The following is a 25,309-nucleotide window of genomic DNA, read 5'->3' as shown; positions in this document are numbered from 1 at the left end:
AGAAAATGGTCAAAATTAAGGATGCACAGTTTATAACAAAAATGTTAAAGCACACACCCGATGACTTAACCGCCCGTCAATTTCTGCCACCAAGACAGAGGTTGACCACAGTTTTTAGCCGGATGATAGCTGTCGACCAAGGTAGGCAAGGCAGTCACATTATCGCAGCCACGCTCCTTGGCCACCCCTTTATTATCGAAGTAACCTTGTACCACACCATTCACTGGCGTGCGTCTGAGGCTAATGGGCGATCGATTTTTCAAGAAGCTCTGATATACCGCCATGGCTCCGCTGCTGCCATACAGGCTGGTCTTGCCATTATCATCTAATCCCACCCAAATGGCGGCGACATTACGCTCATCAAAACCCGCAAACCACGAATCGCGAGAATCATTACTGGTTCCCGTCTTACCCGCTAATGTCACCTCAGGAAATGCCTGCCCCAAGCGTTTAGCCGTACCCGAGCGAACCACTTCGGTCATCGCATGCTGCACTAAAAAGTCACTGCCCGCAGGTATCGCTTGTGCAGAAGCAATACCACTACCGCTTAAGGGTTGATTATTGACATCCAATACATGAGTCACGGCGCTGAGCTGGCGATAGCGGCCATTGTCCGCCAATGTCTGATACACCTGCGCGACCATCAAGGGAGAACCGTTAATCGCACCTAATAGCATGGAAGGATATTCAGGGATCCTGTCGTGCCATCCCGCCTTGTCTAAAGTAGTGGCAACGGTATCGGTACCGATTGCCATGCCTAGGTTTACCGTCGGCACGTTCATCGAGTTTTTCATCGCCGTGAGTAACGACACCTCACCTGAAAACTGCTTATCAAAATTCTGCGGTGACCAAGTTTTACCTTGTTCATTCTTCAAGGTAATGGGTTGATCTTGCAGCGGTGTGGCTAAGTTAAAACGTTTTGGTTGCTCAAGCGCACTGACATAGACAAAAGGTTTGATCAGTGAGCCGATAGGACGGCGGATCTCAACCGCACGGTTAAAGCCTTGATAGCTAGGAACCTTATCCCCCACCATCGCGGCAATACCCGCCGAATATTTGTCGGTCACCACCATACCTACTTGAAGATCTTTATTACGCTCATCTAGGCGCTTCATGGTCGACTCTACGGCTTTTTCGGCCGCTTCCTGCGCCATAGGATCTAAAGTGGTATACACCTTGATGCCCGACTGTTGCAACAACGCATCACCGAAGCGGCGATTAAGTTCGTTTTTCACCACAGCAAAGAAGGCGGGTAACTTCTGATGCACCGACTTTTCAAACTTACGTAGCCCCAAAGGCGAACTCGCTGCCGCTTTATATTGCGCCACTGAGATTTTTTCCGACTCCATCAAAAGGCGCAGCACTAAATCACGCCGCTCTTGGGCGCGCTCAGGATAACGCCAAGGATTGTAATAAGAAGGTCCCTTGATCGCCGCGACTAAGAAAGCCTGCTGATCGAGAGTAAGTTCAGCAATCGGACGGCCAAAATAGAATTGTGAGGCCAGTCCCATACCATGAACTGCGCGAGACTTATCTTGCCCCATATACACTTCGTTTAGGTAAGCTTCTAAGATCTCATCCTTGTCATAGCGAAAATCGATGATGATCGCCATTAACGCTTCCCTGAGTTTACGGGACAGAGAACGTTCACTCGAAAGAAAGAAGTTTTTCGCTAACTGCTGGGTTAGCGTCGAGCCACCTTGCACGGTACGCCCAGCGCTGAGGTTGACTAAAGCCGCACGAATAATCGCAAAAGGATTGACACCGTAATGATCATAGAAGGTGCGATCTTCCACCAATAATAATGCCTGAACAATGGCTGGCGGCATCTTATCTGTAGCCACAAACAGGCGATCTTCACCATCTCCGGCAATCATTCTATCCAACAATACCGGTTCTAAATGAAATACCGCCAACTGACGTTGATCGCTCTGACGCGCCACCGAGGATACACCTTGGCTATCGAAACTGATCATCACTCTCTGCTCGACTTGTGACCCTTGAGGATGCAAGAAAGGACGACGCCACAAATCGACTTTAGTTCTGGAGGCTGAGAACTCACCCACTTGGCGCGGATTAGCCACTTTGCGATACCCTAACAGTTTAAGTTCGGCGATCAGTTGTTCATGACTCACTGCCGCGCCGGGATACAGTGCCATCGAGCGACTAAACACCTGCGCGGGCAGGTGCCATTTTTGCCCCTCAAATTTACGGGCAATGACTTGATCCAGATAGATACAATAGATAGTTAACCCTGCGATAAGGACCAAGCCCAACTTCCAACTGAGCGACCATACTTTAGCGCCCCAACCTGGAGATGCCTTGCGACGTGATTTAGACGTTTTTTTTGCGGCTCTTTTCTTCGGCGTTTGTTTGCTTGTCATCGGTATTCCATTAACGGCATAACGGCACTACTGGCCGCTATTTAATGTTCTTTTCTTAGTAAATTTAGTCGGCAAGGTATTGGCAGGATCATCAGGCCAAAGATGCTTTGGATAACGACCTTTCATCTCTTTTTGCACTTCTTTATAAGGCCCTTGCCAGAAATTTGCCAAATCGGCAGTTAAGGCCAATGGCCTTTGTGCTGGAGATAATAACTCCATGGTCACCACCAGTTTGCCTTGGGCTAGCGTTGGGCTTTGTGCCATCCCCAAGGCTTCTTGTAATCGTATGCTGAGCAAGGCTCTATCGATGCCCTCATAGCGGATCTGCGCTCGGGTGCCGGTTTTCATCGGCCAATGGGTCGGCAAATGCTCATTTAATAGCTGCTGCAGATCCCACGGCAGTAAATTTGTCAGCAGACTATAAAAATCCAGTGAGGTTAATTGATTGAGACGACGCACATTATCCAAATAGGGCGCTAGCCAATGCTCTAAGCCTTGCAATAACGCCTTATCATCCATCTGCGGCCACTCACCGGGCAATTGATAATGCCGCGCCAATGCGACCCGCTGCCTCAGCTGGCTTACCTTATCATCAAAAGCCAGTACCGCTAAACCTTTGCTACGGATCAAGCCCAAGATGGCCTGCTGGATCAGCTCTGCATCCAATTGTTCTATAGAACGTTTATCCAGCACTATCGCGCCGACACGTCGTTGCTCTTGAGCAAAGAAACGCTGCTTGTCATCATCCCAGCCACAGACCAGTTGTTGGCTAACACAATGTTTTAAGCTGTGGTTAAACGCCTCAGGATTAAAACCCACCGCCAGATGAATTCTGCCGCTACTCTGCCCTTGGGATTCTTGAAAATCGGCCACCACTAACCAGTCTTTGCCCGTTAAGCTGTCATCTTGACCTAAGCTTACACCCGCTCCACCAGCCAGTTGATAGCCGCTATGGCCTCTGGCTTTAGCGATGCGATCGGGAAAAGCCAAGGCCAACAACATAGCGATATCGTCAGCCGTAGCATGAGTGATCGCGGTTTCAAGCTCGCCCTTGGCCTTAATCCTCTGCAGATAACTGCGCGCCAGCTGCGCCGTTTCACCGCTTTTAGCATCAGCCAGATAATGCATAATATCGGCGCCGCGTCGTTGTCGGCTACGAGATTCTAATACACCGGCCAATACAGCGGCTAAGCTGACTAACGATGGCTCTTGGCTTTGCTTAGCCGTGAGTAACATATGCGCCAAGCGCGGATGGCAACCCAGTTGATAGGCCGCTCGGCCATGGGGTGTAATGCGCCGCGTTTCGTCCACCAGCGCCAACTGAGTCAATAGCTGCCAAGCCACTGTTTCATTGGCAATTGAAGCGGGGCTGATCAAGGGTAATTGCTCAAGTGCTGTAACGCCCCAGTAGGCCGCATCGAGTACCACACTGGTTAAGTCGCTGTGTAAAATTTCCGCCTCATCGGCCTGCAACAATCTTCCCTGCTCCTCTTGTCCCCAGAGACGAATACAATGCCCGGCAGATAAGCGTCCAGCTCGACCGGCACGCTGCGCCGCCGATGACTGACTAATACGCTTTAAGGACAAACGGCTTACCGCCGTCTTAGGATTAAAACTCGCTTGGCGTTTATAACCCGAGTCCACCACTATGGTGATACCTTCGATGGTTAAACTGGACTCGGCCACATTGGTCGATAACACCACTTTGCGCAGTCCATCGGGCGCGGGGGCAATAGCGCTGTCTTGGGCCTTAGCTGGTAGGCTGCCATATAAAGGCGCAATCAAAAACGCTTGTGGATCGAGTCGTGCTCGTAAACGCTCGGCCAAACGGGTGATCTCTCGCTGCCCGGGCAAGAAAGCCAGTAGTGAGCCCTTGCCATTTTCAGCTAGGGCTTCAACAATCACCTTTGCCATATGGTCAAGCCAATCCACCGAGCCGCTTGGGGCGCAATAATCGATACTGACAGGGAAACTGCGACCTTCACTTTCTAAAAACTGCGCGTCTGGCATTAATTCAGCCAAGGGCAAACCGCTGAGGGTTGCCGACATGGCTAAAATTATCAGGTCTTCTCGGAATGAACCTTGTAACTCCAACGCTAAGGCTAAACCCAAATCTGTAGTCAAATGACGCTCATGGATCTCATCGAAGATCACCAGAGCATAACCCGTGAGTTCTGGGTCTTGCTGGATCATTCGTGTCAGCACCCCTTCGGTCACCACCTCTAATCGAGTCTGAGCACTGACTTTCGACTCACCGCGTACCCGAAAACCGACACTCTGACCTATGGGCTCGCCGCGCTGCTTAGCAATAAATTGCGCCACATTTCGCGCCGCCATCCGCCGAGGCTCCAACATTAAAATTTTGCCGTCAATCTCAGGCCAATCCAGCATGGCAAGGGGCAAGGCCGTTGATTTACCTGCACCTGTGGGCGCCTGCAAAATCAGCTGAGTTGATTCCGACAAGGCCACCTTAATGGCTGGTAAAATGTCATGGATGGGTAGTTGCAGCAAAAGTCATTATCGATTGGAAAAAACAGCCTTGAGTGTACAAGGTCTATAGTAAAAATTAAATGCTGTGAACCGCGCTTCAGCGGTTTCGAAGCATAAAACAGCAGCCAAACTGTGCTATCGTCAATTGAGTCGCCATGAGTCTGACTGTTCAGGCTCTATGTCAGGGCATTCGTGCAATGAAGGCTAAAGCTAATTCAGGTAAATAAACCCCTAAAGTAAAACAAATAACTAATCACAAATAAGTCATGAGTGTCATGAGCAAAAGAATGTTTCTCGGCGTCAGTCCCACAGCAGCGCAAACCCAAACACTGCTATCCTTGCAGCAAGCGATAAAGACCGATGGCAGGCCAGTGCCTGCAGACAACTTTCACATGACCCTGAGTTTTCTTGGACAGTTAACCTCAACTCAAGAGCAGGCTTTAATCCACGCCTTAGATAAGTTAAGCCGGCAGCAGAAACTGGCCACCTTTAACGTCTGCCTCAATCGCCTGCATCACTGGCCTAAACCTAAGGTACTATGTATTAAAGCCGACCTGATTGAGGAGCTTAATAAAGAAAAAGAGATAAAAACAGGGAAAGAGATAGATAAAGCTAACAGCAGCGCGTTAATTTCACTGCATCAACAGTGCCAAAGGCTGTGTGACAAGCTCGATATCTCCTGTGGTGATAATCCATTGACGCCACATATCACCCTCTTCCGTAAGGCGCGCCATTATCATGCGGTTGAGCAGCAAAGCCTGCCAGTATCGTTAATTCATCTACAGGCTCGCACACTTCATCTGTATCAATCGCTCAGCACTGATAACGGGGTACGCTACCCCATTGTCCACTCTTGGCCACTCACAAACTAGCCATAAAAAACGTCCTAAGCAATTCATAGCATAAAGCTAATTCATCACTTAGGACGCATTCGGTCGCTAACGCAGTAGAAGTGACAACAAACGCTGCCTAGTCTTGTAATAAACTCGAAATAGTCAGCACACCATGAGTCGTCGCTCCAGCAGCCCATAAGGCATTCGCGCTATCACTGAAAGCCCCCGCTAAATCCACATGCAACCACTGCGCCTGTGGAGAAACAAAGCGCCATAGGAAACCTGCAGCATTTGAGGCTCCACCCGCTCCGCCCCCCTTCATTGGGCGACTGTTCGCTGTATCAGCATAAGCGGATGGGCACATATCTTTATGCCAAGGATCTAAAGGTAGAGGCCACACTCGCTCGGCCACTTCTACCGCTTTGCTTTGGGTCTTAACTAACAGCTCAGCATTAGGCGAGAAGATAGCGTTATAATTTCCACCCACAGCCATAACGGCCGCGCCCGTTAATGTTGCGGCATCGATAATCACAGGAGCGCCGGTTTCAGAGGCCGCTTGTAAACCATCGGCCAATACCAAACGCCCTTCGGCATCGGTGTTAACCACTTCTACCGACACACCATTTTTATAGGTAATGATATCGCCCAGTTTATAAGCACGACCACTGATCAAGTTCTCCGCACAGCAAAGGAACAACTTCACTCGCTTGTTCAGACCTGAGCGCATTGCCAAGCCTAGCGCCGCTGTGACGGTTGCAGCTCCGCCCATGTCGCACTTCATACCTAACATGCCTTCTGAGGCCTTGATGCTATAACCACCAGAATCGAAAGTGATCCCTTTACCCACTAAGGCAACCGATACCGGTGCATCTTCACCTAATGGATTAAAGTCCAACTCTAATAATGCAGGTGGACGCTCGCTACCACGGCCGACGGCGTGAATACCAAACCATTTGTTTTCCAGTAGGGCTTCACCTTCGATGATGCGATAGCTCACTTTGTCGCCACCGATTTGCGTCAGCCACAAGGCTGCCTGACTAGCGAGTTTCACTGGAGAGAGGTTTTCTGGGGTTTCATTAATCAATAAACGGGCAAAATTAGCACTTTCTAGGCGATGTTCGAGCGCCTGTTGTGTTTGCTCATCACCACACCAATGAATCTTACCTTCACTTTTTGCCGTGGCAAAACCTAAGGCAAATGCCCACTGCTGATTTACCTGCCAACCTTCGCCGCTCAATTCGACTTCTGACAAACCTTGGCTACGCAGCTTACGTCCTGCTTGCTGGATCTGTAACAAGGCATCACCCTCTTGCAGGTGGATGTTCGCTTGGCCTTGGGTAAATGTCACCTCGGCACTACCCCAATGGGCAGCGGGGGCGTCGTTGGTCAGATAAATCTTCATCGCGTCGCTCATATTGATTCCTTGTTATGTACAGCTGGATGCATTGCAGGGTTATACCTGCGTCATATTGCGCAAGTATAACCACAAATGCTATCGAGTATAACACCCAAAATGAGCACAATTAGTCACACCCACTCCTTTCTGATAACCTGACTTCACCCAAGAGAAAACCTGACAAGCTATGCTTTTTGAACCACAATTTAAACAAGGTACGCTGATCAAGCGTTACAAACGTTTTTTGGCCGATATCGAACTGAGCGACGGTTCGCAAATCACCATTCACTGTCCTAATACTGGCTCGATGCGCAACTGTTTGTTCCCCGGCGAAGCGGTGTGGTATTCCACTTCTGATAATCCCAAACGCAAATATCCAAATACTTGGGAGCAACACCAAACCGATGCAGGCCATATTATTGGCATTAATACAGGGCGCGCCAACGAGCTGGCCGCCGAAGCCATCAAGGAGCAGGTGATTAGCGAATTAAGTGGCTATCAAACCCAGCGCCGTGAAGTGAAATATGGCAGCGAAAACAGCCGAATCGATCTGCTGCTGGAAGATCCACAACGTGGCCTCTGCTATATAGAAGTCAAAAGCTGTACTTTATTAGAGCAGGGACAAGGTTATTTCCCCGATGCGGTAACCTCTCGTGGACAGAAACATCTGCGAGAATTGATGGAAATGGTGAGCTTAGGCCACCGTGCTGTATTGTTATTTGTGGTGCAACACACAGGTATTAATTGTGTCAGCGCAGCCAGCCATATCGATCCCGACTACAGCAGGTTATTAAAGCAGGCATATCAGGCAGGAGTTGAAATTTTAGCCTACAGTACCGAGCTTTCACCCGCAGGCGCAAAGTTGACTAAATCCTGCCCTGTCAAACTATAAATAGACGTTTTAGGTTGAATCTGTGCAAAATAGAGGACATAGTCAAAAGATAGTCAAATGCTGCATAAAAAATTTGCGTGGTATATAAGTTTCTGATATAGATATCGGCCTTTAATGAAAGCCGCTCTACAACGCAAATGATCAACAGGAGATGCGTTATGCCTGAAGGCACTAAAAAACTTGGCGTACTCGCTATCGCAGGAGTAGATCCTTACCAGGAAACCCCGGGTGAGGAGTACATGAATGGCGCTCAACTGAATCACTTTAAAAAAATTCTTGATGCATGGCGTAGCCAACTTCGTGAAGAAGTCGACCGCACTTTGAGCCACATGCAGGATGAAGCAGCAAACTTCCCTGATCCTGTGGATCGTGCTGCACAAGAAGAGGAGTTCAGCTTAGAACTTCGTGCGCGTGACAGAGAACGTAAGCTGATTAAGAAGATTGAGAAGACACTGCAAAAGATCGAAGATGATGATTTCGGTTTCTGCGACTCTTGCGGTATCGAAATCGGTATTCGCCGTCTCGAAGCCCGTCCTACAGCAGACCAATGTATCGACTGTAAGACACTAGCCGAGATCAAAGAAAAACAGATGGCTGGCTAAGCAAGCATCAATAAAGCGGGGATTGCCCCGCTTTTTGTTATCCTTCATTTATTACTTTTATCAATATTGCCAAGGCTGCTCTGTGCAAGGTCAAGCATATATAGGTCGATTCGCCCCCTCTCCTTCAGGTCCTCTCCATTTTGGTTCCCTTATTGCCGCACTCGGCAGTTATCTGCGAGCGCGGTCACAGCAGGGAAAATGGTTAGTGCGTATTGAAGATATCGATCCCCCCAGAGAAGTTGCTGGCGCCAGCACGCTGATCCTCTCAACTTTAGAAGCCTATGGTCTTTATTGGGATGACACCGAGCTCTATCAAAGCACTCGTCTCAATGTCTACGAAGCCAAACTGCAACAATTATTAGCCGACGAACAAGCCTATTTCTGCCAATGTACTCGTAAACAAATTCAAGCAATGCCAGACAGTTACGACGGGCGCTGCGCTAGACTTCATCCGCCTTTAACCCATGGAGCGATTCGTATAAAAAACACCGCTGCAATAGCTCAGTTTCACGATCAGCTCATGGGCAACGTCAGCGTCGACAAGGCATTTGCCGAAGAAGATTTCATTATTAAGCGCCGTGATGGCTTGTACGCCTATCAACTTGCAGTGGTGATGGATGATGCTTTTCAAGGGATCACTGAAGTGGTTCGAGGGAGCGATTTGCTGACTTCAAGTGCCAGACAAATTAGCCTATTTCAACAATTTCACGCCCCCGTTCCTGAATGGTTACACCTGCCACTGGCCTGCGATGCTCCGGGACATAAATTATCCAAACAAAATCATGCTCAAGCCATAGATAACAAAGCACCGCAGCAGAGTATTCAAGCGGCACTGGGTTTTCTGGGTCAAGCTAAAGTCGATATCGACGCCCCGGAAATCATGCTCAAACAGGCTGTCGAACAGTTTGATTTGGCCGCGATTCCTCAGCAGCAAGAGATCTTGCTATAACCAAGTAGTAAAACGCTAACGCCATCACGAAAGCCAAATTTGCTCGCCCCCCATGGGTATACTCTTTAACCCATATTTGGGTTATGATAGCGACCTTATTTTAACCCTTATATCAATCACGCGAGTTAAGCGGTCGAAAAATCCGTTGAGAAGCCAAGGATTTTTCGTTAAATAGTTATTTTGCAAGATAATTCGCTAGCATCAGATGAAGAGGTGTTAGCCGAACAAAATTGGCAGATAACCCATAAGATTGATATTTAGTTATGATCCATGTTCGAGGTGTCCTATTTTTCGCCGTATTAGTCAATTCTGTAAGCAGCTGTTTGACGACAATCAAAACACCACAGAAACCACACAAGCGGGACTAAGCTTGGAGATCGTTGCGAGAAAACATCATGCAATCTCTCGCAAGCAGATTAGCGAAAACGCTATAAAAGTGCTCTACCGACTACACAAAGCCGGCTTTAAAGCTTACTTAGTGGGTGGTGGTGTACGTGACATTTTACTCGGCCTCGAACCGAAAGATTTTGATGTGGTCACCAACGCCACACCAGAAGAGATCAAAAAGCTATTTCGTAACTGCCGTCTAGTCGGGCGTAGATTCCGTCTGGCGCACATCGTCTTTGGCCGTGATGTTATCGAAGTCGCGACCCTTCGTGGTCATCACGTCGACAGCGGTGAGAAGATCTCTAAGGTCAATGCCGAAGGTCGCCTACTAAGAGACAATGTTTACGGCACAATCGATGAAGATGCCGAGCGCCGTGACTTTACCGTCAACGCGCTCTACTACGATATCAGCGACTTCTCGATTCATAGTTATGGCGGAGGACTGCAAGATCTGAACTCTCGCACTCTGCGTCTGATTGGCGATCCACAAAAGCGTTACCGCGAAGACCCTGTTCGTATGCTCAGAGCCGTGCGTTTCGCCACTAAGCTGGATATGCAAATCGACACCGCTGCCGCCGAGCCAATTTATGAGCTCGCTCCGCTATTAAAAGATATTCCTGCTGCCCGTATGTATGAAGAAGTGCTTAAACTCTTCTTTAATGGTGAAGCGCAAACCAACTATCAGATGATGCGTGACTTTGGCCTGTTCGAGCCACTGTTCCCATTAGTTGAAACCATTCTTGCCGATGATCCTAAAGGACCCGCGGCCAAGATGATCAACGCCATCATGCGCAATACCGATCTGCGTGTCGAAGCGGGCAAAACCATCACCCCAGCCTTCTTCTACGCCGCGATTCTATGGTATCCATTGAGTCAACGCGCTGACGATATCGCGTTAGAAAGTGGTCTAAAACCCTATGATGCTTTCTATGCGGCCATGGGTGATGTGATGGAACAGCAATGTCGCTCTATCAGTATTCCACGTCGCTTTAGCACTCCTGCTAAGGACATTTGGCAACTGCAATTGCGTTTCGAACGCAACCAAGGCACACGCGCCTTCAAGTTTATCGAACATCCTAAATTCCGCGCCGCCTATGATTTACTCTTACTGCGCGCCGAAGCTGAAGGTGGAAACTTAGCAAAATCGGCAGCCTGGTGGACCAGTTTCGTCGAAGGCAGTGAAGAGCAACGCAGTGTTATCGCTCGCAGTGCTGCTAAGGGCACTCGTAACCGCAGTACCACTCGTCGTCGCCGCAAGCCTAAAAGCAGCACAAAACCCGCTGAATAATGGCTAAGGTCTATATTGCATTGGGAGCTAACCTTAGCTCCCCTGTCGCACAGCTCAATGACGCGGTAATCGCCCTGAGCCAGTTAGCCGACGATAAGCAAGTTACCGTCTCACCCTATTATCGCAGCGCCCCTATGGGCGATGTCGAGCAGCCCGACTATGTTAATGCAGTAGCCAGTTTTCGCACTCAGCTTAACCCCATCGCACTGTTAGATGCCTTACAAGCCATCGAACAACAACAGGGACGGGTACGAGAAGTGCGCTGGGGCGCACGAACCCTAGATCTTGATATACTGTTATATGACCAACAGCAGATAAATCTGCCGCGACTAACTGTGCCGCACTACGGCATGAAACAGCGTAGTTTTGTGTTGGTGCCTTTGCAAGACATAGCGCCTGAACTTGTCTTACCCTGTGGCACAAGTTTAGTCAGTTTAATCGATGAAAATTGCTTAGCCGAAGTGCAACAACTCGGCCTAGATCATTGAACTTAATAGCCAGTTAGCATATAAAGCAGACTACTGTGGCTAGCGAACTTTTTTAAATCAAATTAAGACCATCATTATGTCTAAGATAACCAGTTCAACCCTGCTTAAGTTTAAACATGAAGGAAAGAAATTCACGTCACTCACTGCCTATGACGCCAGCTTTGCAGGTGCGTTCGACAGCGAAGGGGTCGATGTCCTACTTGTCGGTGATTCTTTAGGGATGGTACTCCAAGGCCATGATGACACCTTACCTGTCACCATTGATGATATTGCTTACCATACTCGTTGTGTTCGTCGCGGTATCAAGCGCGCCTTATTAATGGCTGATATGCCATTTATGACCTATTCAAATCCAGAGCAAGCTATGTTGAATGCCACTAAGCTGATGCAGGCAGGGGCTAACATGGTCAAAGTTGAAGGCGGTCACTGGTTACTTGAAACCGTGACTAAGCTAACTGAGCGCGGTATTCCTGTGTGTGCCCACCTAGGGCTAACACCTCAATCGGTACATGTCTTTGGTGGTTTTAAGGTTCAGGGTCGCGACGCCGACAACGCTCAACGTATCTTAGATGAAGCTAAGGCACTCGAAGCCGCAGGCGCCCAATTACTTGTGGTTGAATGTATTCCAGCCGCGCTGGCTAAAACCATTACCGAAGCACTGACAATTCCGGTTATCGGTATTGGTGCTGGTGCTGACACAGATGGTCAAATTCTAGTAATGCATGACGTACTTGGGATCTCTAGCGGCTATATTCCGCGCTTCTCGAAAAACTATCTGGCCCAAACGGGTGAAATCCGTAGTGCCATCCGCGCCTACATAGAAGAAGTCGGGCAAGGTGTGTTCCCTAGTGACGAACACACCTTCAATTAAGTCCCATAAAAAATATCACGCAAAAGATAAATCAGATCAGAGCCAAAGGTCACAGCTAAGATGTTAACTTGCCAGAATATTGCACAAGTAAGAGCCCAAGTCAGCCAATGGAAACGCCAAGGAGAAACCGTGGCGTTTATTCCCACTATGGGGAATCTGCACTTAGGTCATATCACCTTAGTCAAAGAAGCGATTAAACGTGCCGATCATGTGGTGGTCTCCATCTTTGTTAATCCAATGCAGTTTGGTAAAAATGAAGATCTCGATGCCTATCCGCGTACCCTAGAAGCCGACAAAGCCGCCTTAGTTGATGCCGGTGCCGAGCTGCTGTTTACCCCCACACCCGAGCTCATCTACCCCAAGGGTATGGATAAACAAACTTTTGTTGAAGTGCCTGCGATCTCTGATGAATTGTGTGGCGCCAGTCGTCCAGGACATTTCCGCGGGGTTGCAACCATTGTCTGTAAACTGCTCAATATCGTGCAACCCGATATCGCTCTTTTCGGCAAGAAAGATTTTCAACAGCTCATGGTGATCACCACTATGGTGGAAGATCTGTCTATGCCAGTAGAAATCGTCGGCGTAGATACCATTCGAGAAGACTCAGGCTTAGCCATGAGTTCACGTAATGGCTACCTCAGTGAGCAGCAAAAACAGCAGGCCGCCGCCCTAAAACAGGCGATGGATACTATGGCTAACGATATAAAGCAGGGCCAATCGATAGCACAAGTTATTGCTCAGGCAGAGCAGCAGCTGATACAAGCCGGCTTTAAGCTCGACTATTTATCGGTAAGAAATGCCAATAACCTCTATCAGGCCACCGCTGAAGACAAAGAACTAGTGATTCTAGCCGCAGCCTTTATGGGTAAAACTCGGCTGATCGATAACTTGGTTTTTAGCCGCTAACCCTTTTCATTAATAAGCTAGCTGAATGCCTTGAGGGGATTTATCCCAAAGCCATCGCTATCGCCAATAAATGCAATAACAACAAAAAAGTCCATCATGGGCTTTTTTGTTATTCACTATTTATCCCAAGTTCAGATTAATTAGCACTCAACTAAAGACTCTCTCAAGCAAGTAACGATTGAAATGGAATTACAATAAAGGGATTAATCTAAAGATATTAACTGCCTAGCTTAAGTTTCCCCTAGGTCAAACCACAATGTCTCCCCACCAACAAAAACAATAAAACCATTTAAAATCAAAAAGATGGCTTTGATAATTTGATTGTATTGTTTTAATTAAGAGAAATAAGGTGATCTGCATCACAATCACTCATCATCGAGGTATGTCTGATTGATTCCTTATTTGAAATTATTGGATCAGATATTTGCAAAAATGAGAACAAATTCCGCCTACTTATTGGCTATAACAGGTAAAAACAACTTAAAAAATGAATAATTAGTCGATTTTGATATATAAACCCCCACCAACAGGTGACCAAGTTCACACTTCAACAAACCGTAACAAGATAGAGCTCACACCTAGTTCACCTTCTCTCACATAATCTCTACAGACTGATCTAGATCAATTGTCATTGGATTGATTTAGCGTTTAGTACATGTCTAGCTCAACGGACCTATCGCTGAGTGAATAAAACAAGCAGTGCTGAGTCCATTGAACCAGCCCTCATAAAAATTAAAACCCTGTGTAAACGGATAAAGAGGCAATCATGACCTTACTTCAACTCATCGCCAGTCTAACGCCTGTAATAAGCGTTATGCTGTTCCTGGTATTGTTAAAAATGCCAGCATCACGCGCCATGCCCATCTCCATGGTAATGACGGGTCTCGCGGCCATCTTTATCTGGCAGATGGACACGACTATTTTAAGTGCCTCAGTGGTGGAAGGCTTGCTCGCTGCCTTGACCCCGTTAAGTATTATCTTCGGTGCGGTATTCCTGCTTAATACCCTGAAATATTCTGGCGCAATGGATACCATACGGGCAGGTTTCACCAATATCAGTGGTGATGCTCGCGTGCAGGTGATTATCATCTGTTGGTTATTCGGTTCGTTCATTGAAGGTTCTGCAGGCTTTGGGACGCCAGCAGCTATCGGTGCTCCACTGCTGGTATTACTCGGCGTGCCACCAATTGCCGCCGCCGTAGTTGCCCTAATTGCTGACTCAACCAGCGTATCATTCGGTGCTATCGGCTTACCCGTCCTCTTCGGTATGGAACAAGGCTTGACCGAAGGTGGCGTCAGTATGGCTGCGGAGCATATTGCTCACCACGGCGGTACCTTCGCCGACTATGCTCAGTTTATTGCCATGCACATGATCACTATCGATCTGATCACAGGTACTTTAATTCCACTGGTACTGGTCTGTGTACTCACCGGCTTCTTTGGCCGTAATAAGTCATTCAAAGAAGGCTTCGCCATCTGGAAGTTTGCCCTGTTCGCAGGTCTTGCTTTCACGGTTCCAGCCTGGATCATCAACTATGTCGCTGGCCCTGAATTCCCATCGGTGATCGGTGCGCTTGTTGGCATGGCGCTGGTTATTCCTGTGGCACGTAAAGGTTGGTTACTACCTGAGACGCCATGGAACGATTTCGCCGAAAATGACAATCAAGCACAATCAAATCTTGAAACCAAGGCAAAGTTCTCACAAGTTGCCGCTTGGACACCTTATATCATCATGGCAGCACTACTGGTACTTTCTCGTACCGTGGCGCCACTCAAAGCTTGGTTAACCAGCTTTAACATCAGTTGGACAGGTTTATTAGGTACCGAACTCAAAGCCGGCTTTGCCACGCTTTACGCGCCGGGCGCCTTCTTCGTTATCGTGTGTATCTTAGGCTTTTTCCTATTTAAGATGAAATCGCCAGCGATCAAAGAGTCGTTCACGGTATCCTGTAAATCTATGCTGCCTACCATCATCTCATTAGGCGCCTCAGTACCTATGGTGAAAATTTTCCTTAACTCAGGCGCTAACGAATCAGGTTTAGCCTCTATGCCTGTAGCCCTAGCCGATATGCTAGCTGGTTCTATGGGTGCAGTTTGGGCTTGGATGTCTCCGATTGTGGGGATCTTTGGTGCCTTCCTATCTGGCTCGGCAACCTTCTCCAACATGATGTTCTCGGGACTACAATATAGTGTGGCCGACAATATTGGCATGAATCACGCGATTGTGTTGGCCCTGCAAGGCATTGGTGCGAACGCCGGTAATATGATGTGTGTCATGAACGTCGTTGCCGCTGCGACCGTTGTGGGAATGGCCGGACGTGAATCAGAAATCATTCGTAAGACCATGCCCATTGCAATCGGTTACGCCTTAGTTGCAGGTACTATTGCCACACTCTGGGGTGGATTCTAAGCTCGTCACAAAAGTTCACTGGTGAGCGAGCAGATAACTGCTCGCTCTTTAGCCGCAAAAATAGAGTAATCTTATGTCTATTAACTATTCAGCTGTTGTTGCAGATCTTAAAGCACAACTTGGCCAAGATGCCGTCACCGATGATGCAGTACGTCGTTTCGCGTGGTCAACCGATGCCAGTTATTTCCGTATTGTTCCTGAAGTTGTAGTCCACGCCGAAACCTTAGAGCAGGCTAAGCAAACCTTGGCTGTAGCACGCCAACATAATGCTCCGGTCACCTTTCGTGCGGCGGGCACCAGTTTATCGGGTCAAGCAATTGGTGAAGGCATCTTGTTGATCTTAGGTCACGACGGTTTTAGAAAAATCGATATCAGTGAAGATCATCAAAAAGTCTCGCTTGGGGTTGCGGTGATCGGTGCCGACGCCAATATGGCACTAAAGCCTTTCAATAAGAAGATTGGTCCAGACCCGGCAACATTAGCTTCGGCAATGGTGGGCGGAATTGTGTCTAACAACGCATCAGGCATGTGTTGTGGTACGGCACAAAACAGCTACCAGACTATCTCGTCAGCCAAGCTGTTATTTGCAGATGGCACCGAACTCGATACCGGCTGTGAACAGTCAAAAGCCGCCTTCGCCGAAAGTAATAAGGCGCTACTGGCCGAGTTAACCGAACTGAGCCAACTCACCCGAAATAATGAGGTGTTGGCAAACCGTATTCGTAAAAAGTTTTCTATCAAAAACACCACAGGTTATAGCATCAATGCCTTGGTCGATTTCGAAGATCCTTTCGATTTGATCAATCACCTGATTGTGGGTGCAGAAGGCACACTGGCTTTCGTTGAAGAGGTCACTTACAACACAGTCGATGAAGCTAAATTTAAAGCCTCAGCCATGGCAGTATTTTACAACATGGTTGATGCCGCGCGTGCGATTCCACCTATCAAATGTGACAGTGTCGCCGCCGCAGAGTTATTAGACTGGGCATCGATCAAGTCGGTTACTGGCAAAAATGGGATGCCAGAATGGTTAAGCGAGTTACCTGAAGGCGCGGCGATTTTGCTTATCGAGTCTCGCGCTAATGATGAAGCGACCCTCAACCAATATACCCAAGATGTGATTGCCAAACTGGCACATATTGAAACCGAACGCCCAATCACTTTCAGTAGCGATCCTGCCGTTTATGGCGAATATTGGGCGATGCGCTCAGGCCTGTTCCCTATCATTGGTGGTGAACGTCCAAAAGGCACTTCGGTGATCATCGAAGATGTGGCATTCGAGTTAGAGCACTTAGCTAATGCCGCCAGTGATCTAACCGATCTATTCCATAAACATGGATATCCTGAAGGGGTAATTTATGGTCACGCCTTAGCGGGTAACTTCCACTTTATCATCACGCCAACTTTCGGTTCTCAAGCGGATATCGACCGCTTCCACGGCTTTATGCAAGATGTGGCCGAGATGGTGATCGACAAATACGATGGCTCGATGAAAGCCGAGCACGGTACAGGCCGTGCGGTCGCTCCGTTCGTCGAGATGGAATGGGGCGCAGATGCTTACACCTTGATGAAACGCATCAAGCAAATCTTCGATCCACAAGGCCTACTGAATCCTGGGGTGATCCTCAATGATGATGCCAAGGTACATGTGAAAAACATCAAGCCTTGCCCCGTAGTCGATGATTTTGTCGATAAGTGTATCGAGTGTGGCTTCTGTGAAAAAACCTGCCCCACTTCGGCGCTTAACTTTACTCCGCGTCAGCGTATCGCAACCCTGCGTGAAATCGCACGCTTAGATGCCTCTGGCGATAAACAAGCCGCCGATGAGATGCGTGCTGCGGCGAAATATGATGTGATAGATACCTGCGCCGCCTGTCAGCTATGCACCATTTCTTGTCCTGTCGATAACAGCATGGGACAACTGGTACGTAAGCTTCGCACGCCTTATATCACTACGACAGAACAGAAAGTGCTCGATTTCCAGGCCAAGCATTTTGGCGCGGTAAACCAAGTGATCAGCACAGGTTTCGATGTGTTGAATATCATCCACAAAGTAACAGGTGACAGCGTTACTAACGGTCTGATGAAAGTGGGGCGCATGGTGTCAAAAGAGGTGCCTTATTGGAACCCTGACTTCGCAAAAGGCGGTAATTTACCTAAACCTGCGCCAGCGTCACCAGACAAAGAGACTGTGGTCTACTTCCCGGCGTGTGGCGGTCGAACTTTTGGCCCAACACCCAAAGATCCAGATAATCGCACTCTGCCCGACGTGGTCGTAACTTTGCTTGAACGCGCCGGTTACAACGTAGTGACACCCGAGAATACTCGTCACCTGTGCTGCGGCCAGATGTGGGAATCTAAGGGTGACTTTAAGAACGCCGATGCCAAGCGTGAAGAGCTTATCGATGCACTAAGCAAATTAAGCGAAAACGGCAAAGTGCCTGTTGTGGTCGATGCACTGTCTTGTACTTATCGCGCCTTAACTGGTAATCCTAAGGTTGAGATCACCGACTTAGTCGAGTTTATGCACGATAAACTGCTGCCTAAACTGACATTAACTAAAAAGGCTAATGTTGCGCTGCATTTAGGTTGTAGTGCTCGTAAGATGAAACTAGAGCCTAAGATGCAAGCGATCGCCGATGCCTGTAGTGGCAGCGTTAAATTGCCTGAAGGGATCACTTGTTGTGGTTACGCCGGTGAGAAAGGGTTATATAAACCCGAGATCAACGCCAGCGCACTGCGCAATATCAAGAAGCTCATTCCGGTAGAGATCAAAGAGGGTTACTACGCTAACCGTATGTGTGAAGTAGGTTTAACCCAGCACAGCGGGATCTCATATCGTCACTTGGCTTACTTGCTCGAAGAGTGCAGTCGCTAAACAATTCAATATGTTTAGTCGCTAACAGTCACTTAAAAAGATAAAACGCCGCGATAGATACTCACCTAGCGCGGCGTTTTTTGTGTCTGCAAAGGCCAAAAACATCAACATCACCCCCCTAATACCAAACAGTATAAAATTTAAAACTATGCGACCTATTACTGATATTGGCCCATTTTATATAGTGCTAAATATCTATTTTAATGAAGAAAAACTGGTTTTTATCACCAAGTTACGCCATAGTAAACAAGTTTGATGAGGTAACATGGATGTACGGTATTGCCGATTAAGTTTTCTCATCTGAAGTTTTAGTTACACTAATACTTTATACCCATTAAAGTAATTAGCTATGAGAGTTTGCGCTGGGACAATGGTTGAGAACAAGGTGAAGATTTTCGTTAAGTGGGTAAGTCTACATACAAACTGATTTTGTAAACGAAAAAGCAACCCAGTTATCGACCTTTTTAACCAGCAAGAATGCTCAGATAGTTGCTACAATTGGTATTAGGCAGATAGAGGAAATATCGCCCAATGGCAAAGTTTTTAATAGCACTCACCTTATTAGTGCTCCCACTCACCGCACAGGCAAATAATATCTATAAGTGCATCAAAGATGACAAGATCATCTTCAGTCAGACTTCCTGCCCCAAAGAGTTCCGCCAACACGAAATCACATATCAACTCGGTATCGCCACCGAAATCGACAGTGATGAGCAGCAAAAAATTATCGACCCGTTACAGAGTTTACTCAGCAAAGAAGCAGTCTCACAAGAAAAGTTACTGCAGTTAATTGGCAGCGAAATTTACCGTCTCAAGCAAGAAAACAGTTACTACGACATTTTACGTGCCAGCGAGAAACAAAAGATCGATCGTAAGCGCTATTGGCAGAAGAAACCTAAAGATGACCCTGAGTTTTTATCGCAACTGGAAGAGATGAACCTCTATTTCGATGGCTTAATTAAGTTAAATCTCGACTCTATCGAACTGTTAAAACAGCACAGAGTACAGATCCAAGCCGAATCCATCAGTGACGAAGTTGCCAAACCTGCGGATAAGGTCCAATAATTTAGTTACTGCTCAACTTGAGGAGAGGCAAGATGCATCGACTCACTAGCTTCACTCTGCTGATCATCGGTGTATTATTGGGTGCGCTGCTCAGCCATCTTGTCGCCTTAAAAATGCTGCCCAAGCCTCAAGTTGTCCCTAGTGATCCTTATGTCTTTATGCGCCACGCTCAGCACTTACTGCAACGAAGCGAGATTATTCAACCACTGCTGTGCGCTAAACTCGCCTCAGATTTAGATATCGAGATTGACTATCCACAACTACATCTGCAGTTAGAACAGCAACTAACGCCATTTAATCAAGGACAACAACAGGCGCGAGATCTGTTAATCTATCTCAAAGGCTATGCCTTTGGCTTAGTCCACGGTATCGATGACAAGCAAGCAACTTTCGATGCGTTAGCCTGCCAACAATGGTTGCAACCCATCACCAAAACCCAAGAGATCATTTAATGCTGCAATGGCCAGTCATGATAAAACACACCGATGATGATTTGCTGCAACTGCTAGACAGCCCTGAGCAATGGCGACAAGAGTATGAGCAACTGCAGGCCAATAGCCTGACCATCATAGATGCAGAGGGTCTATGTTATCACTGGCAGCAAGGTGAATTTGTTGCAGCGCCGCGTATCCCTCTTGAGCAACTTATCGCTTGGCTCAGAGTCCATGCTAGCCTCAATGGCCACTGCTGTACCGCCAAATTAGGGGCGAATAACATAAAGCAAGTGTTCGAGATTCTGCGTTATTTAGAACAAGAGTAATGCCAATCTGTATAAACCTGACTGAACCAGCAACAAAAACGGCAGTGAGCCAAGCTCAACTGCCGTTTTGGTTTCAACTTCTTTAACCATCACAGGTTAGCGTTTACTAGGTTCTCAAGCCGATACCACGACTAATCAAGTAATAAGCAACAGCCCAGAATGCCACGCAGAAGCCCACAATAACGGCCATCGACACTGGAATACTGATATCGGCATAGCCAAGGAAACCGTAGCGAAACACGTTGATCATATAGACCACAGGATTCAGCTGCGACACCCCTTGCCAGAAGCCAGGCAACAAGCTTAATGAGTAAAACACCCCGCCCAAATACGTTAGTGGCGTTAGTACGAAGGTCGGCACGATACTGATATCATCGTAACTCTTTGCAAATACCGCATTAATCAAACCGCCCAAGGCGAACAAAATCGACGTCAGCAGCACAGTAATCGCCACTAATCCAGCATGATGCAGGCTAATATCGACAAAGAACATTGCCACTACTGTCACTATGGTACCTACGCACAAGCCCCGAGCAACACCGCCGCCCACATAGCCGGCAATCATCACATAATGAGGCACTGGTGCGACAATCAACTCTTCGAGGTTACGCTGAAACTTAGCACTGAAAAACGAAGAAGCTACATTGGAATAAGAGGCTGTGATCACCGCCATCATGATCAGACCCGGCGCAATAAACTCCATATAGCTTACGCCACCCATCTCACCAATACGCTTACCGACCAAGTTACCGAAAATAAGGAAATACAGGGTCATGGAGATCGCTGGCGGCACCAGCGTTTGTACCCAAATACGGGTAAAACGGGTGATCTCTTTAATTAAAATACTTTTAAATGCAGTGAAGTAAACCTGCTTCATGCTCATACTCATGCTTGAGCCCCCTTGCCTTGTTCCACTAACTCGACAAACAACTCTTCGAGGCGGTTGGCCTTGTTGCGCATCGATAATACTTCAATTCCCTGCTCGCTCAGCTGAGCAAATACACTGTTGATGCTGTGCTCCTTGGCCACATCCACCTCTAAAGTATGTGGGTCGCTCAAACGACACGTGATGCCTTTAAGCTGTGGCAAGCTGCTAAGATCACTTTTCAGATCGAATACAAAGGTTTCAATATTCAGGCGGCTTAACAACGACTTCATGCTGGTGCACTCAACCAAAACCCCTTTATCGATAATGCCGATATTACGACACAGCATCTCGGCTTCTTCCAGATAATGAGTCGTCAGGATAATAGTGACACCTTGCTGATTTAGCTCGGTTAAGAAGGTCCACATCGAACGTCGCAGCTCGATATCCACACCCGCTGTTGGTTCATCGAGGATCAATAACTTGGGCTCATGCATCAAGGCTCGGGCGATCATCAAGCGACGCTTCATACCACCAGACAGAGCTCGGGCTGGGCTATTACGCTTTTCCCAGAGATCTAACTGCGACAGATATTTCTTGGCGCGCTCCAAGGCAAGCTCACGGTCAACACCAAAGTAACCTGCCTGATTAACCACAATCTGCTGTACGGTTTCAAACTGGTTAAAGTTAAATTCCTGTGGCACCAGGCCAATCGACATTTTAGCCAACTCAAGATCGGTATCGATATCGTGTTCAAAAACACTCACCTTACCTGCCGACTTTTGAACGAGTGAGCAGATCACCCCAATAGTGGTCGACTTACCCGCACCGTTCGGGCCTAGCAGGGCAAAAAAATCCCCCGCCTTGACCTTAAGGCTAATTCCTTTTACTGCTTCAACACCGCCCTTGTAGGTTTTTCTGAGCGAGTCGATAACTAAAGCGTATGGCTCGTTGGTCATTACTTACTTCCGTTATTTGGTTATTCAGGAACAAAAACTCCCGCACAAAGCAGGAGTTTTAAACTAACTGTTTCAATACCTTAATCGAGTGGCACAACTTTAGCGATATAAGGTAAGTTACGATACTGCTCGGCGTAATCGATACCGTAACCCACAATAAATTCATCAGGGATAGTGAAACCGATAAAATCCACAGGAACATTAACTTCACGGCGCTCTGGCTTATCCAGCAGCGTACATAAGGCTAAGCTTTTTGGCTCACGCAGTAACAGCATATCGCGCACTTTATTTAAGGTATTACCCGAGTCGATAAGATCTTCGACGATCAGTACGTCACGACCTTCGATATCGGATTGTACATCTTTAAGAATCTTCACATCCCGTGAACTGGTCATCGCATTTCCGTAGCTTGAAACCGACATAAAATCGATCTCCACATGACCCTTAATTCGGCGACATAAATCGGCCATAAAGACCACTGAACCTTTAAGCAAACCCACCATTAATAGGCGTTCGCTATTGGCATAATGAGCATTAATTTGCTCAGCTAAAATGTCCAGTTGTTGCTCAATCTCATCGGCCGAGATCATCACTTCGGTGGTGTGTTTCATAAACTTCTCAAAACTTGTGTGAATTGTTGCGACTACATCTCGCTCTGCAGGGAACGCCTTATTGGATAAACGCTATTTGCTATATCTACTTACTATATCCCCAGCGCTGAGTGAGTGTGTGCTCAACACCCAGATGGTCTAAAATCCGGGCGACCATGAAGTCTATCAGATCTTCAATTGATTTGGGATCATGATAAAACCCCGGCGCGGCAGGCATGATGGTCGCTCCTAACTTAGATAACGACAACATATGCTCTAAGTGTATGCTGTTAAAGGGGGTTTCTCTTGGCACTAAGATTAATTGCCCACGCTCTTTTATTACCACGTCAGCTGCACGTTCTAATAAACTGTTACTCATTCCGGTTGCAACTGCCGCTAGGGTTCCGGTGCTACAGGGGCAGATCACCATCTGTTTTGGTGCTGCCGAACCTGAAGCTGGCGGTGAAAACCACTCCTCTTTCCCTAAGACAAACAGCTCACCGGCTAGCTCGGCATCATTGGCGGCAAACAACTCACGTAACTGCGCCTTGGCTTTATCACCATTACTGCTTAATTGCAGGCCATGTTCGGTAGCCAATACGACGCGAGCGGCACTAGAGATCATTAAAAACACTTGGTAATCGGCGCGCAGCAAACACTCAAGCAGCTTTAGACCATAGGGAGCACCCGATGCCCCGGTCCAGGCTAAACTGATCGACTTGGCCTTTCTTGGATAATTCATATCAATCTCTTTAAACGCGCTAAGCGCTATATTTGAATCTGTAATTGCTCGGCAGCGTTTTAGCCCGCCAGCCTTTCAAGCAGCTTGCCATGCAAACCGCCAAAACCACCATTACTCATCACAATAATGGTATCGCCGCTGTGCGCCTGACTGGCAACGACTTCAACTAATTCATCAATTTGGTATAGCACAGTTACTGGCAACTCAGCAGACGCCATCGCCGCCTCAACGTCCCAATCGATATTATCTGCTTGATACAAATAAGCCGCATCGGCCAATGCCATTGAGCCTGCCAAAGTATCTTTATGAACGCCTCGCTTCATGGTGTTCGAGCGGGGTTCAAGCACCACAATGATCCGTCCTTCACCCACTTTGGCACGGCAGCCTTGTAGGGTCGTAGCTATTGCGGTGGGATGATGCGCAAAGTCATCATATACATCTATGCCTTTTACCGACCCAATAAGTTCCATCCGGCGCTTAGGCGGAGCAAACTTAGCCAAAGAGGCAATCGCCATTTGCGGCAACACACCCACATGACGCGCCGCTGCAATCGCCATAGTGGCATTTTCTACATTGTGCTGACCAATCAACTGCCAGTCTAAAACCCCTTGAGACTCGCCATTAAATAGTAATTCAAACTTATGACCATCCTCGCTAAGCAGCTGCGTATGCCATCCTTGGGTTCCTTCGGCACCATAGGTTTCCTGCTCACTCCAGCAGCCCATGTCGATCACCTTACGCACAGCATCACTCTGTGCAGGCCAGATAATCTTGCCTTGCCCCGGCACAGTACGAATCACATGATTAAACTGGCGTTGAATCGCTTTTAAATCATCAAAAATATCGGCGTGATCGAATTCGAGGTTATTGATCACTAAAGTACGTGGCTGGTAATGCACAAACTTAGAGCGCTTATCGAAAAATGCGCTGTCGTATTCATCGGCTTCCACCACGAAAAATGGCGAATTACCCAGACGCGCCGACACACCGAAGTTTTGCGGCACGCCGCCAATTAAGAAACCCGGCTCATAGCCACAATCTTCTAAAATCCAAGCTAACATGCTCGAAGTCGAGGTTTTTCCATGAGTGCCGGAAACCGCTAAAACCCAACGATTTGGCAAAATATGCTCCGCCAAGAATTGCGGTCCAGAGGTGTATTTTAGGCCCCGATTGAGCACAGCCTCAACACAAGGATTGCCTCGACTCATGGCATTACCTATGACCACTAAATCTGGCGCATCATCTTCAGTTCCCCCCAATTGACTAGGATCGAAACCTTGGATCAACTCGATCCCTTGCTGTTCTAACTGGGTACTCATTGGCGGATAAACGTTAGCATCGCTGCCCGTCACCTTGTGACCATTGGCTCTAGCTAAAAGGGCAAGACCACCCATAAAGGTGCCACAGATGCCTAAGATATGTACATGCATGGGGTTGGCTCAGATGAGGAATAATCTGCTGACATTCTAACGATTTGGGATGCCATTGTCAGTTAACAATGGTTTAAATAACTTTTTTCGTGGCTAACGCTATAAGGACATGTTTTCAAATTGC

The 25,309-nt window shown here is 47.6% G+C and carries 21 protein-coding genes; 13 read left to right on the top strand and 8 right to left on the bottom strand.

Annotated elements, in window-relative coordinates:
- Window positions 1-65: 65 nt before the first annotated feature.
- Window positions 66-2,384, bottom strand: a complete 2,319-nt coding sequence (mrcB, locus tag L1D21_RS01825) for a penicillin-binding protein 1B (protein WP_239843520.1) — start codon at window positions 2,382-2,384, stop codon at window positions 66-68.
- A gap of 27 nt (window positions 2,385-2,411) precedes the next feature.
- Window positions 2,412-4,895: an ATP-dependent helicase HrpB gene (gene hrpB / locus L1D21_RS01820; protein WP_239843519.1), complete on the bottom strand. Its 2,484-nt coding sequence runs from the start codon at window positions 4,893-4,895 to the stop codon at window positions 2,412-2,414.
- Window positions 4,896-5,149: 254 nt separating this feature from the next.
- Here hrpB and L1D21_RS01815 point away from each other — a divergent pair, with 254 nt between their 5' ends.
- The gene (locus L1D21_RS01815; RefSeq protein ID WP_239843518.1) at window positions 5,150-5,746 is read left to right on the top strand and encodes a 2'-5' RNA ligase family protein; all 597 of its coding nucleotides are present in this window, start codon (window positions 5,150-5,152) and stop codon (window positions 5,744-5,746) included.
- A gap of 97 nt (window positions 5,747-5,843) precedes the next feature.
- Here the strand turns inward: L1D21_RS01815 and pepB are convergent, their stop codons facing one another.
- Entirely contained in the window at window positions 5,844-7,121 is a 1,278-nt protein-coding gene (gene pepB / locus L1D21_RS01810; RefSeq protein WP_239843517.1) for an aminopeptidase PepB, read from the bottom strand.
- Between the two features lie 169 nt (window positions 7,122-7,290).
- Here pepB and sfsA point away from each other — a divergent pair, with 169 nt between their 5' ends.
- The 12 genes from sfsA (at window position 7,291) to L1D21_RS01750 (ending at window position 20,599) form a co-directional block, all read left to right on the top strand.
- Window positions 7,291-7,995, top strand: a complete 705-nt coding sequence (gene sfsA, locus L1D21_RS01805; protein ID WP_239843516.1) for a DNA/RNA nuclease SfsA — start codon at window positions 7,291-7,293, stop codon at window positions 7,993-7,995.
- 158 nt (window positions 7,996-8,153) lie between these two features.
- On the top strand, window positions 8,154-8,597 hold the full coding sequence (gene dksA / locus L1D21_RS01800; RefSeq protein ID WP_239843515.1) for an RNA polymerase-binding protein DksA: 444 nt from the start codon (window positions 8,154-8,156) through the stop codon (window positions 8,595-8,597).
- 82 nt (window positions 8,598-8,679) lie between these two features.
- On the top strand, window positions 8,680-9,546 hold the full coding sequence (gene gluQRS / locus L1D21_RS01795; protein WP_239843514.1) for a tRNA glutamyl-Q(34) synthetase GluQRS: 867 nt from the start codon (window positions 8,680-8,682) through the stop codon (window positions 9,544-9,546).
- A 244-nt stretch (window positions 9,547-9,790) separates the two neighbouring features.
- Complete coding sequence (pcnB, locus tag L1D21_RS01790; RefSeq protein WP_239844168.1) at window positions 9,791-11,221, top strand: polynucleotide adenylyltransferase PcnB; 1,431 nt, start codon at window positions 9,791-9,793, stop codon at window positions 11,219-11,221.
- Complete coding sequence (folK, locus tag L1D21_RS01785; protein ID WP_239843513.1) at window positions 11,221-11,709, top strand: 2-amino-4-hydroxy-6-hydroxymethyldihydropteridine diphosphokinase; 489 nt, start codon at window positions 11,221-11,223, stop codon at window positions 11,707-11,709. The genes pcnB and folK overlap by 1 nt, the downstream gene beginning before the upstream one ends.
- Before the next feature lie 76 nt (window positions 11,710-11,785).
- On the top strand, window positions 11,786-12,580 hold the full coding sequence (gene panB / locus L1D21_RS01780) for a 3-methyl-2-oxobutanoate hydroxymethyltransferase (protein WP_239843512.1): 795 nt from the start codon (window positions 11,786-11,788) through the stop codon (window positions 12,578-12,580).
- A gap of 60 nt (window positions 12,581-12,640) precedes the next feature.
- On the top strand, window positions 12,641-13,486 hold the full coding sequence (gene panC, locus L1D21_RS01775) for a pantoate--beta-alanine ligase (RefSeq protein WP_239843511.1): 846 nt from the start codon (window positions 12,641-12,643) through the stop codon (window positions 13,484-13,486).
- A 766-nt stretch (window positions 13,487-14,252) separates the two neighbouring features.
- On the top strand, window positions 14,253-15,896 hold the full coding sequence (locus L1D21_RS01770; protein ID WP_239843510.1) for an L-lactate permease: 1,644 nt from the start codon (window positions 14,253-14,255) through the stop codon (window positions 15,894-15,896).
- A 73-nt stretch (window positions 15,897-15,969) separates the two neighbouring features.
- Window positions 15,970-18,774, top strand: coding sequence for an FAD-binding and (Fe-S)-binding domain-containing protein (locus L1D21_RS01765; RefSeq protein WP_239843509.1), 2,805 nt, complete (start codon window positions 15,970-15,972; stop codon window positions 18,772-18,774).
- 531 nt (window positions 18,775-19,305) lie between these two features.
- Window positions 19,306-19,839, top strand: a complete 534-nt coding sequence (locus L1D21_RS01760) for a DUF4124 domain-containing protein (protein ID WP_239843508.1) — start codon at window positions 19,306-19,308, stop codon at window positions 19,837-19,839.
- Window positions 19,840-19,871: 32 nt separating this feature from the next.
- Complete coding sequence (locus L1D21_RS01755) at window positions 19,872-20,291, top strand: hypothetical protein (protein WP_239843507.1); 420 nt, start codon at window positions 19,872-19,874, stop codon at window positions 20,289-20,291.
- Window positions 20,291-20,599, top strand: coding sequence for a DUF4144 domain-containing protein (locus L1D21_RS01750; protein ID WP_239843506.1), 309 nt, complete (start codon window positions 20,291-20,293; stop codon window positions 20,597-20,599). Before L1D21_RS01755 ends, L1D21_RS01750 begins: the two co-directional genes overlap by 1 nt.
- A 106-nt stretch (window positions 20,600-20,705) precedes the next feature.
- Here the strand turns inward: L1D21_RS01750 and L1D21_RS01745 are convergent, their stop codons facing one another.
- From L1D21_RS01745 to mpl, 5 genes are all read right to left on the bottom strand, one after another.
- Window positions 20,706-21,476, bottom strand: coding sequence for an ABC transporter permease (locus L1D21_RS01745; protein WP_239844167.1), 771 nt, complete (start codon window positions 21,474-21,476; stop codon window positions 20,706-20,708).
- An 8-nt stretch (window positions 21,477-21,484) separates the two neighbouring features.
- On the bottom strand, window positions 21,485-22,423 hold the full coding sequence (locus L1D21_RS01740) for an ABC transporter ATP-binding protein (protein WP_239843505.1): 939 nt from the start codon (window positions 22,421-22,423) through the stop codon (window positions 21,485-21,487).
- A gap of 80 nt (window positions 22,424-22,503) precedes the next feature.
- On the bottom strand, window positions 22,504-23,034 hold the full coding sequence (hpt, locus tag L1D21_RS01735) for a hypoxanthine phosphoribosyltransferase (RefSeq protein WP_239843504.1): 531 nt from the start codon (window positions 23,032-23,034) through the stop codon (window positions 22,504-22,506).
- Window positions 23,035-23,119: 85 nt separating this feature from the next.
- A complete protein-coding gene (locus tag L1D21_RS01730) occupies window positions 23,120-23,755 on the bottom strand; it encodes a flavin prenyltransferase UbiX (RefSeq protein WP_239843503.1) in 636 nt (211 codons plus the stop codon).
- Window positions 23,756-23,814: 59 nt separating this feature from the next.
- The gene (gene mpl, locus L1D21_RS01725; protein ID WP_239843502.1) at window positions 23,815-25,185 is read right to left on the bottom strand and encodes a UDP-N-acetylmuramate:L-alanyl-gamma-D-glutamyl-meso-diaminopimelate ligase; all 1,371 of its coding nucleotides are present in this window, start codon (window positions 25,183-25,185) and stop codon (window positions 23,815-23,817) included.
- Between the last annotated feature and the right edge of the window lie 124 nt (window positions 25,186-25,309).

The sequence above is a fragment of the Shewanella sp. Isolate11 genome, from assembly GCF_022398315.1.
Lineage (GTDB): Bacteria > Pseudomonadota > Gammaproteobacteria > Enterobacterales > Shewanellaceae > Shewanella.
Note: the sequence above shows the minus strand (reverse complement) of the source record. Positions and strands in the feature narration are given on the sequence as shown.

Excerpts from the sequence above, each read along its gene's own strand:
- mrcB (WP_239843520.1), bottom strand. The coding sequence starts at position 2,384 with ATGACAAGCAAACAAACGCCGAAGAAAAGAGCCGCAAAAAAAACGTCT.
- L1D21_RS01815 (WP_239843518.1), top strand. The coding sequence starts at position 5,150 with ATGAGCAAAAGAATGTTTCTCGGCGTCAGTCCCACAGCAGCGCAAACC.
- pepB (WP_239843517.1), bottom strand. The coding sequence starts at position 7,121 with ATGAGCGACGCGATGAAGATTTATCTGACCAACGACGCCCCCGCTGCC.
- sfsA (WP_239843516.1), top strand. The coding sequence starts at position 7,291 with ATGCTTTTTGAACCACAATTTAAACAAGGTACGCTGATCAAGCGTTAC.
- dksA (WP_239843515.1), top strand. The coding sequence starts at position 8,154 with ATGCCTGAAGGCACTAAAAAACTTGGCGTACTCGCTATCGCAGGAGTA.
- folK (WP_239843513.1), top strand. The coding sequence starts at position 11,221 with ATGGCTAAGGTCTATATTGCATTGGGAGCTAACCTTAGCTCCCCTGTC.
- panB (WP_239843512.1), top strand. The coding sequence starts at position 11,786 with ATGTCTAAGATAACCAGTTCAACCCTGCTTAAGTTTAAACATGAAGGA.
- panC (WP_239843511.1), top strand. The coding sequence starts at position 12,641 with ATGTTAACTTGCCAGAATATTGCACAAGTAAGAGCCCAAGTCAGCCAA.
- L1D21_RS01770 (WP_239843510.1), top strand. The coding sequence starts at position 14,253 with ATGACCTTACTTCAACTCATCGCCAGTCTAACGCCTGTAATAAGCGTT.
- L1D21_RS01765 (WP_239843509.1), top strand. The coding sequence starts at position 15,970 with ATGTCTATTAACTATTCAGCTGTTGTTGCAGATCTTAAAGCACAACTT.
- L1D21_RS01760 (WP_239843508.1), top strand. The coding sequence starts at position 19,306 with ATGGCAAAGTTTTTAATAGCACTCACCTTATTAGTGCTCCCACTCACC.
- L1D21_RS01755 (WP_239843507.1), top strand. The coding sequence starts at position 19,872 with ATGCATCGACTCACTAGCTTCACTCTGCTGATCATCGGTGTATTATTG.
- L1D21_RS01750 (WP_239843506.1), top strand. The coding sequence starts at position 20,291 with ATGCTGCAATGGCCAGTCATGATAAAACACACCGATGATGATTTGCTG.
- L1D21_RS01745 (WP_239844167.1), bottom strand. The coding sequence starts at position 21,476 with ATGAAGCAGGTTTACTTCACTGCATTTAAAAGTATTTTAATTAAAGAG.
- L1D21_RS01740 (WP_239843505.1), bottom strand. The coding sequence starts at position 22,423 with ATGACCAACGAGCCATACGCTTTAGTTATCGACTCGCTCAGAAAAACC.
- hpt (WP_239843504.1), bottom strand. The coding sequence starts at position 23,034 with ATGAAACACACCACCGAAGTGATGATCTCGGCCGATGAGATTGAGCAA.
- L1D21_RS01730 (WP_239843503.1), bottom strand. The coding sequence starts at position 23,755 with ATGAATTATCCAAGAAAGGCCAAGTCGATCAGTTTAGCCTGGACCGGG.
- mpl (WP_239843502.1), bottom strand. The coding sequence starts at position 25,185 with ATGCATGTACATATCTTAGGCATCTGTGGCACCTTTATGGGTGGTCTT.